The sequence below is a fragment of the Burkholderia sp. Ac-20344 genome, from assembly GCF_017104975.1.
In the GTDB taxonomy this organism is placed as follows: Bacteria; Pseudomonadota; Gammaproteobacteria; order Burkholderiales; family Burkholderiaceae; genus Burkholderia.
In genome coordinates, this window is sequence record NZ_JAAGPP010000045.1 from 46,938 (window position 1) to 56,281 (window position 9,344).

A 9,344-nucleotide genomic window follows, 5' to 3' on the forward strand; every position below is an offset into this window, starting at 1 on the left:
AACAAACACGCAATCGAACCTGAGACTGAGATCGACGCCATGAGCACGCCTCTGAAGACCCTGATCACGAAACTGAACCCGCTGTGCCGCCACGCGACCGAGCGTGCGGCGAGCGCGTGCCTGGCGCGCGGCCACTACGAGGTCGATCTGGAGCACCTGTTCCTCGCGTTGCTCGAGGAAGCGACGGGCGACCTGCCGCTCGCACTGCGCGCGAGCCGCGTCGATCCGCACGCGCTGCATGCCGATCTCGAGCGCGAACTGACGCGCCTGAAGACGGGCAACACGCGCACGCCGGTGTTCTCCGTGCACCTGATCGCGCTGTTTGAACAGGCATGGCTGATCGCGTCGCTCGACTCGCAGCTCGGCCGCATCCGTTCGGGGCACCTGCTGCTCGCGCTGCTGACCGCACCCGATCTCGCGCAGTTCGCGCAGCGGATGTCGTCGCAGTTCGCGGAAATGAACGTGACGGACCTGAAGCACAAGTTCGACGAGATCATGGCCGGTTCCAGCGAAGCCGAGCCGCGCCAGGCGGACGACGACGGCAGCGACGTCGCGCCGGCCGCCGACGGCTTCGCCCCTGCGGCCGGCCCGTCGAAGACGCCCGCACTCGACACGTATACGACCAACCTCACGCAGCGCGCACGCGACGGCAAGATCGACCCGGTGATCGGCCGCGAAGCCGAGATCCGCCAGGCGATCGACATCCTGATGCGCCGCCGCCAGAACAACCCGATCATGACCGGCGAAGCCGGCGTCGGCAAAACAGCGGTCGTCGAGGGCCTCGCGCTGCGCATCGCGGCCGACGACGTGCCGCCGCCGCTGCGCGGCGTCGCGCTGCACGTGCTCGACATGGGGCTGCTGCAGGCCGGCGCGAGCGTGAAGGGCGAGTTCGAGAATCGCCTGAAGAGCGTGATCGACGAAGTGAAGAAGAGCGCGCATCCGATCATCCTGTTCATCGACGAGGCGCACACGATCATCGGCGCGGGCGGCCAGGCCGGCCAGAACGATGCGGCGAACCTGCTGAAGCCGGCGCTCGCACGCGGCGAGCTGCGCACGATCGCGGCGACGACGTGGAGCGAATACAAGAAGTACTTCGAGAAGGACGCGGCGCTCGCGCGGCGCTTCCAGGTCGTGAAGGTCGAGGAGCCGAGCGAGCCGCTCGCGGCCGCGATGCTGCGCGGCATGTCCGGCCTGATGGAGAAGCACTTCAACGTACGGATCCTCGACGATGCGATCACCGAGGCCGTGCGCCTGTCGCACCGCTACATCAGCGGCCGCCAGCTGCCGGACAAGGCGATCAGCGTGCTCGACACCGCATGCGCGAAGGTCGCGCTCGCGCACAGCGCGACGCCGGCGGCGATCGACGACACGAAGAAGCGCATCGAGCGGATCGATGCCGAAATCGCGTCGCTGGAGCGCGAGGCGGCCGGCGGCGCGTCGCACGACGAGCGGCTCGGCGAGCTGCGCGGCGCGCGCGACGCGGCGCTCGAACAACTGGCGAAGGACGAAGCGCGCTATGAAGCCGAGCGCGTGATCGTCGCCGAGATCACCGCGCTGCGCGAAGCGCTCGACAAGGCACGCGGCCCGTCAGAAGACGGCCAGCCGGTCGATGTGCAGGCCACCCGCGACAAACTCGCCGAACGCGTCGCGGCGCTGCACGCGCTGCAGGGCGGCGAGCCGATGGTGCCGCTGCAGGTCGATGGCCACGTGGTCGCCGAGATCGTCGCCGCGTGGACGGGCATTCCGCTCGGCCGGATGGTGAAGGACGAGATCGACACCGTGCTGAACCTGCAGCCGCTGCTCGCCGCGCGCGTGATCGGCCAGGATCACGCGCTGGAAGCGATCGCGCAGCGCGTGCGCACCGCGACCGCGAGCCTCGAGGATCCGAACAAGCCGCGCGGCGTGTTCATGTTCGTCGGGCCGTCGGGCGTCGGCAAGACCGAGACGGCGCTCGCGCTGGCCGATATCCTGTACGGCGGCGAGCGCAAGATGGTCACGATCAACATGAGCGAGTACCAGGAAGCGCACAGCGTGTCGGGCCTGAAGGGCTCGCCGCCGGGCTACGTCGGCTACGGCGAAGGCGGCGTGCTGACCGAGGCCGTGCGCCGCAACCCGTATTCCGTCGTGCTGCTCGACGAGGTCGAGAAGGCGCACCCGGACGTGCTCGAGATGTTCTTCCAGGTGTTCGACAAGGGCGCGATGGACGACGCGGAAGGGCGTGAGATCGACTTCCGCAACACGCTGATCATCCTGACGTCGAACGTCGGGTCTTCCGCGGTGATGCAGGCGTGCCTGAACAAGCCGGCCGAGGAGCTGCCCGATCCGGACGCGCTCGCCGAGACGCTGCGCCCGCAGCTGTACAAGACGTTCAAGCCCGCGTTCCTCGGACGGATGAAGGTCGTGCCGTACTACCCGATTTCCGATGACGTGCTGGCCGAGATCATCGAGCTGAAGCTCGAACGGATCCGCCGCCGGATCGAGGCGAACCACAAGGCCGCATTCGAATGGGACGAATCGCTCGTCGATGCGGTGCTCGCGCGCTGCACCGAGGTCGACTCGGGCGCCCGCAACGTCGATCACATCCTGAACGGTACGCTGCTGCCGGAGATCGCGGGCCACGTGCTCGGCCGGATCGCCGACGGCGAGGCCATCGCGCGCATCGCGGTGCGCGCGGACGAGGCCGGCGAATTCACGTACACCGTCGAATGAGCGCGGCCGTGCAACGCAAGCATTGATGAACTGACCGAACCATGCCGATCAATCTCCCCGAGCTGCTGACGCCGATCAGCGATGCGTCGCCCAGCGGCGACGACCTGCTGTTTTCGAACGAATTCGACGCGATCCAGGATGCGCGGCGCTACGACGATCCGACGCTCGACCAGGGCGAGTGGGTGACCGAGATCAAGGAGGCCGACTGGGGCTTCGTGGTCGACCATGCAGGCGAGCTGCTGCGCACGCGCACGAAGGATCTGCGGCTCGCCGTGTGGCTGACCGAGGCGCTCGCGCTCGAAGACGGCATCACCGGCCTCACCGAAGGCTACGCGCTGCTCGAGGGCCTGTGCCGCGAGTTCTGGGACACCGTGCACCCGCTGCCCGAAGACGGCGACACCGAGCATCGCCTCGGCAACGTCGCGTGGCTGTCCGGCCGCACGGCCGAGCTGCTGCGCGCGGTGCCGCTGACGGACGGCGCGTCGAACGCGTTCAGCACGCTCGACTGGGAAGTGGCGCAGCACGTCGCGCAGTCGATCAAGCGCGACCCGGAACACGCGGACGATATCGCGCGCGGCAAGCCGTCGATCGAGCAGATCGACTCGTCGCGGCGCGTGACGTCGATCGCGTTCTACACGGCGTTGCTGGCGAACCTGAAGGCGTTCGAATTCGCGCTCGATGCGTTCGAGGAACGGCTCGTCGAGCGCGCGGGCGATTCGGCGCCGAGCTTCCGGCAGGCGCGCGACGCGTTCGAGACCGTATACCGGCTCGCCGAGCGCTTTGCGCGCGAGCAGGGCTATACGGGCAGCGCGCCGCACACGCAGTCGGCACCGCAGGCGCAGCCCGAGCGCATCGAGCCGGTGTTCGGCAATCCGATCCAGACCGAGGAGACTCACGTGCAGTCGCAGCCCGTTCCGCGCGCCCCGGTGACGCAGATGATCGCCGGCATCCAGAACCGTGCGCAGGCCGTCGATCAGTTGCGCGCGGTCGCCCGCTACTTCCGCCAGACCGAGCCGCACAGCCCGGTCGCGTATCTCGCCGACAAGGCCGCCGAATGGGCCGACATGCCGCTGCACAAGTGGCTCGAGAGCGTCGTGAAGGACGACGGCTCGCTGTCGCATATTCGTGAGTTGCTGGGCGTGCGGCCGGACGAGCAGTCGTAAGCGACGGGCATTTGACCTGAGAGCGCGGGCCCGGCGGGCTCGCGGCAGACAAGAACGTGGATTGACGCATGAACCTGACCGAACTGGCACAGGCGATTCGCGGTGGCCTGATTCAGCAGGATCGCCTGCTGAAGACGGACTCCCGTCGCTGCCGAACAACGCGCTGGTGCCGCGCCGGGCCGTGATCTGTTCCGAACTGGGACGCGACTTCAGCGTGGCGCTCGACCTCGTGTCGACCGCCAGCGACGTCGAGCTCAAGACGCTGATCGCGAAGCCGATGACGTTGTGGATCCAGCAGGCGGACCAGTCGTACCTTCCGATCAACGGCTACATCCATACGGCGCGCCGGCTCGGCACGGACGGCAGCCTGTCGGGCTACCAGCTGACCTTCGCGTCGTGGATGCACTTTCTCAAGTTCCGCAGCGACATGCGGTACTGGCAGGACAAGCCGGTCGACGCGATCCTGGCCGACGTGTTCGATATGCACTCGCAGGCGAAGGGGCGCTATCAGTTCGCGCTGTCGAAGCCGCTGCCGTCGCGCTCGTACTGCCGCCAGAGCGAAACCGACTGGAACTTCGTGCATCGCCTGATGGAAGACGAAGGGCTGTTCGGCTTCTGGCGGCATGCCGAGGGCGGCAGCGCTCACACGCTCGTCATTACCGACGACCTGCACGCGGTCGACGAACTGTCACCGAATCCCGTCCGGTTCGACCGCTCGGGAACCGGGAGCGAAACCGCCGGATTCACCCAATGGGCTGCGTCGCGGACCTTGCAGAGTTCGCAGCACACGACGCGCACGTTCGATTACAAGTCGCCGTCGACGGCCGGCAATCCGAACGGTACGACTTTGCCCACGAAGGCTGGCCAAGGCGATCTGCCGGGCCAGACGGAAATCTACGAATACACCGGTGCGTACACGTACGCGGGGCAGGATCGCGGCGAGCATCTGTCGAAGATCCGCCTCGAGGAATGGGAGTCGCGCGCGAAACGCTTCTTCGGCGTGGGCGGCGTGCGCGGGATCGATGCGGGGCGGCGCTTCACGCTGGCGGACCATCCCGAGCATGACCGCGATTCGGCGCAGGACCGGGAATTCGCAGCCTTGAAGGTGTCGCGGTATATGGAGAACAACCTGCCGATCTCGGACCACGAAGCGAACTTCCCGCACAGCCTGCAAGCGCGGCTCGCGCAGGCAAAAGCCGCGCACGGTGCGGCGGCCGCGTTCGAAGTCGGGCACGAAGACGGTTCGGCCGGGTTCTACCTCGTCGAGGTCGAAGCGCAACGCGCGGCGGTGCCGTATCGCAGCCCGTTCGAGCACAAGAAGCCCGTCATGCAGCTCGAAACGGCCGTCGTCGTCGGGCCGAAGGGCGAAGAGGTATATACGGACGCGCTGAACCGCATCAAGGTCATGTTCGTCTGGGACCGGCAGAACGAGGGCACCGAAACCGCATCGTGCTGGATGCGTGTCGTGCAGTCGGATACCGGCGGTGGCTACGGCGCCGTCCATATTCCGCGGGTCGGCGAGGAAGTACTGATCGGTTACATCGGCGGAGACTGCGACCGGCCGATCGTCATGCATCGGGTCTACAACGGGGCAACCAAGCCGCAGTGGCATAGCGACGGCATCCTGTCGGGCTTCCGGTCGAAGGAATACGCGGGGTCGGGGCACAACGAGATGGTGCTCGACGATGCGACCGGCCAGAACCGTGCACGCCTGTTCAGCAGCAGCGCGAATTCGCTGTTGCATCTCGGCTACCTGATCGAACAGAACGGCAACACGCGGGGCGCGTATCTCGGTTCGGGATTCGACTTGCGCACGGATGCGTACGGTGCCGTGCGCGCCGGGCAGGGGCTGTACATCACGACGCATCCGAAGCCGGCGAACAGCCAGCCGCTCGACGTGCGCGAGACGCAACAGCAGCTCGTCAATGCCGAGGGGCTGATCGAGTCGTTGTCGCAGGTCAGCGAAGCGCATCAGGCCGAAAGCCTCGATCACGGTCAAGAAGCGCTGAAGACGTTCACCGACGCGACGCAGGAGAGCTTGGCGGGGGCGTCGTCGGGCGGCCGGACCGCCGGCGGTGGGACGGGGAACGCGAATGCGTTCAAGGAGCCGGTGATGCTGTTCGCGAGCCCGGCGGGGATCGGGGTGTCGTCGCAGCAGAGCGCGCACGTGGCAGCGGACCGGCACGTGAACCTTGTCAGCGGCCAAAGCACACATCTCGCGAGCGGCAAGTCGCTGGTGGCCAGCGTTGCTGAAAAAATCAGCTTCTTCGTGCAGAACGCCGGAATAAAGCTCTTTGCCGCGAAGGGCAAGGTAGAGGTGCAGGCACACATGGACGATATTGAACTCACGGCGCAGAAGACGGTGAAGGTATTGTCGGCAACCGAGAGAGTTGAAGTTGCTGCCAAAAAAGAAATTCTGCTGACGTCTGGCGGTGCCTATATTCGAATCAAGGACGGTGAGGTCGAAATTCATGCACCGGGGAAAATCGATTTCAAGGGGGCGGCTCACAGTTTTGCTGGGCCGACTCAGGAGAATTATCCTCTTCCGTACCTACCTATTAATCACCTCTATGATCGACCGGTCTGGGTTGTAGATGATCGAGGTTTCTCCATTCCTGATAGACCAATTCGCGTTCATCTCAAGAATGGTCAGATTGTTACTGGCAAGACGGACCACGACGGTGTGGCGCAACTCGCAATCAGCGATCAGGCGGATATTCTTCGTATTGAGATACTTAAGAGGCTGAGCGGGAAGAATATATGACCTTCAATAATGATTTGCCAGGGTATCCGTACCCACCAAAGGAGGACGACGTCTTTCCGCCGTTTGTCCGACCGATTGCGGATCCAGAAACCGAAGACGGTGCCGATGGTTTGGGCGCCGAGCCGTATACATATGAAACTGGTAACATTTGCAGAATTGAACTCGCAGATACGCTTTTGGAGCAGCTTCGTCGGAATGGTGAGTTAAAGGAGGCTCAACATGAAGACGATGTACCTTTAACAAAAAAAGCTGACCCCTCGCCGAAGCGATCACCACCCGCATCGCCACCCGCATCGTCGCCTGCGTCACCACCTGCTTCGTCACCTCCTGAAACTTCACCGACGGGGGCTCCGGCGACACCACCAAAAAAGAAGAATAAAAATAATGATGGTGATCATCAAGCTTTACTCGATCGCTTGAACAAGAAGCCGCACGTGGTGGAATTCAAGGGTGTGGTGCTGGACCGGAATGAACGCCTTAAGATTATTGCGGCTGTTGCGATATGTGAGAGCGGGAAGGATCCATTTACATCTGAGAATTTGGATTCTGAGTTTCATATGGAAATAAGTAAAAATTTGTCATATGGACATATTGTTCATATTGGGCTTTCGTATGGGATCATTCAGTTTACTCAGGACAGCGGAGGGCTCGGAAGGTTGCTTCAAAGGATGAAAGGCAAAGACCCAAACACTTTCGCATTGACCTTCGGTGATAACAACGAGGAGTTGATTACGTTGACCACCTCTGGGGTCGAGGTCAAGGGGGTTGACTATGAGTCGGGGCAGGCACACTGGAACTCTATTCGAAAATCATCGGAAGGGCGGAGGTTGGGTGAGTTGGCTAGAATGCACAAAGTGCCAGTCGGTAGTGAGATTCGTGGAAAGCGAGTTCAGCCGATCGCAACAAACATTGGTGGCCCAAAGCAGGATTTGTGGGAGGGGCATGGAAGCAGCGTTTCGTAAATGCCGGCAAGGTCGATGCCTTTCAGGAGGCGCAGCTTGAGTTTGCAGTTGAGGGTTACATGAATCCGGCATTGAAGTTTTGTAAAGATAACAATATTCGTTCTGCACTTGGAATTGCTTTTGTGGCGGCATGTGCCATACGTGGCGCACCAAAAAATCTTATTACTGGATCTGCTGCGGCGTTAGGTTTAACCACTCCTTTTTCAGATGGGGCTGACGAAAAAAAGGCGGTGCAGCATATCGCTGACCTCAATGTTAAAAGTAGTAATTCAATTGGGGGTAAGGTTGTTCAAAGGGATGAAATTACTCGCGCAAAGAAGCTTTTGAAGGATGAGACTGGGTTTCTGGCCGAAGATCTCTATTGGACAGAAACTTATACCAATGCGTACGACAAGAAGTGAGGGATATTTTGATTAAATTCGTGTTTAAATTCGGTGCGGTATTGTGGTTGGCGTTCTCTGTGAGCGCTTTCGCGATAGATTGTAATAATCCGCCAGGGGGCATTGATGTCGAGAGTGCGCAGATAAATTATCAGTGCGCTGAAAAAGACCGGCATTCAGCAGATCTGAAATTGAATCAAACCTACAAGAAACTCGTTAGTGTGCTGAAGGACAATCCAGATAGTGGCCTGATCCCGAAAACACAGATCGTTTCTGCCCAGCGTGCGTGGGTGGCATTCCGGGATGCTGAATGCGACCTTAGGACGAGTGTGAATGGTGGCGCGCGCCAATGGTTGATTGTCAACCACTCGCAATGCCTCACGGAGTTGACGGAACAACGAGCGAAAACGCTTCAGGAATACCTGAAACAGGTCCAAGATCAGTGAGTGTCGATAGGATGGGAGCAGCGGATCGAAATCGGTATCGACGAGAAACCGACAGTGCCCCAGCGCCTCTGTCCGCACATCGCTCGACGTAAAGACACAATGAGTTCGGCGGATCGGCGCGCGACCCCGCGCGCCGCCGGTCCGCCTACTGCCCCACCCGGAACTCGATCCGCCGATTCCTCGCCCGTCCATCCGCCGTATCGTTCGGCGCGATCGGCTGATCCGGCCCGACGCCCGTCGTCGTCATCTGCTGCGGCGGAATGCTCTTCGTGATCAGGTAGCCCTTCACCGCATCCGCGCGCGCCTGGCTCAGCGCGATGTTCGACGTGCGGTTCCCTGAGTTGTCGGTGTGGCCGATGATGTCGACCGTGCGGTTCTGCATCTTCGCGAGCGCCGCCGCCATCTGGTCGAGGATCAGCCTGCCCTGCGGCGTGAGCGTCGCGCTGCCGGTCTCGAACTCGATCGTCCGGTTCGCGAGCGTCTGGTCGAGCACGCCCTGTTCGGACGCCGACACGCGCAGCCCGTTCTTGATCGTATACGTCGGGTTCAGCGTGTTCGCCATGTCGCTCGCGAGCTGCTGGCGTTGCGCCTCGTTGTGCACCTCGCCCTTCATCTCGATCTGCGTGCCGTTGATCTTCAGCTGCCCCTTGCTGATCTGCTTGAGCTGCGTGCCGAGCAGCTTCTGCACGTTCGCGCTCCAGTTCGGCGGCGTTGCGACGTCACCCACCTCGATCTGGTCGACGACGTTCGTCGCGCCGTAGGTGTCGCGCAGCTTCTGCAGCACGGCGGCCTTGGTCGCCTCGTCGGGCACCTTGCCGCCGACGACCACCTGGCCGGGTGCCGCGGTCGCGGGCGGCGGCGTGAGGGTGCCCGCCGTGCCGGCCGTACCGTGCACGACGGCGCCGGAGGCGGTCCCCGGT

6 protein-coding genes and 1 pseudogene are annotated in these 9,344 nt (G+C 62.7%); 6 read left to right on the plus strand and 1 reads right to left on the minus strand.

Annotated elements, in window-relative coordinates; translation table 11 throughout:
* Nucleotides 1-39: 39 nt before the first annotated feature.
* From tssH to G3N64_RS39755, 6 genes and pseudogenes are all read left to right on the plus strand, one after another.
* On the plus strand, nt 40-2,709 hold the full coding sequence (gene tssH, locus G3N64_RS16700; RefSeq protein ID WP_205784916.1) for a type VI secretion system ATPase TssH: 2,670 nt from the start codon (nt 40-42) through the stop codon (nt 2,707-2,709).
* A gap of 41 nt (nt 2,710-2,750) precedes the next feature.
* Nucleotides 2,751-3,872 carry a type VI secretion system protein TssA gene (gene tssA, locus G3N64_RS16705; RefSeq protein WP_205784917.1) on the plus strand — a complete coding sequence of 374 codons (1,122 nt, stop codon included), beginning with the start codon at nt 2,751-2,753 and terminating at the stop codon, nt 3,870-3,872.
* Between the two features lie 68 nt (nt 3,873-3,940).
* Nucleotides 3,941-6,636, plus strand: a pseudogene (locus G3N64_RS16710) (type VI secretion system tip protein VgrG).
* On the plus strand, nt 6,633-7,598 hold the full coding sequence (locus G3N64_RS16715; protein WP_205784918.1) for a hypothetical protein: 966 nt from the start codon (nt 6,633-6,635) through the stop codon (nt 7,596-7,598). Before G3N64_RS16710 ends, G3N64_RS16715 begins: the two are co-directional and overlap by 4 nt.
* Nucleotides 7,568-7,999: a hypothetical protein gene (locus G3N64_RS16720; protein ID WP_205784919.1), complete on the plus strand. Its 432-nt coding sequence runs from the start codon at nt 7,568-7,570 to the stop codon at nt 7,997-7,999. The genes G3N64_RS16715 and G3N64_RS16720 overlap by 31 nt, the downstream gene beginning before the upstream one ends.
* Nucleotides 7,996-8,424, plus strand: coding sequence for a lysozyme inhibitor LprI family protein (locus G3N64_RS39755; protein ID WP_205784920.1), 429 nt, complete (start codon nt 7,996-7,998; stop codon nt 8,422-8,424). Before G3N64_RS16720 ends, G3N64_RS39755 begins: the two co-directional genes overlap by 4 nt.
* 145 nt (nt 8,425-8,569) lie before the next feature.
* On the opposite strand, the gene G3N64_RS16730 is transcribed toward G3N64_RS39755, so the two are convergent.
* A partial coding sequence (locus G3N64_RS16730; protein ID WP_205784921.1) for an OmpA family protein occupies nt 8,570-9,344 on the minus strand: 775 nt, incomplete at its 5' end.

Excerpts from the sequence above, each read along its gene's own strand:
- tssA (WP_205784917.1), top strand. The coding sequence starts at position 2,751 with ATGCCGATCAATCTCCCCGAGCTGCTGACGCCGATCAGCGATGCGTCG.
- G3N64_RS16715 (WP_205784918.1), top strand. The coding sequence starts at position 6,633 with ATGACCTTCAATAATGATTTGCCAGGGTATCCGTACCCACCAAAGGAG.
- tssH (WP_205784916.1), top strand. The coding sequence starts at position 40 with ATGAGCACGCCTCTGAAGACCCTGATCACGAAACTGAACCCGCTGTGC.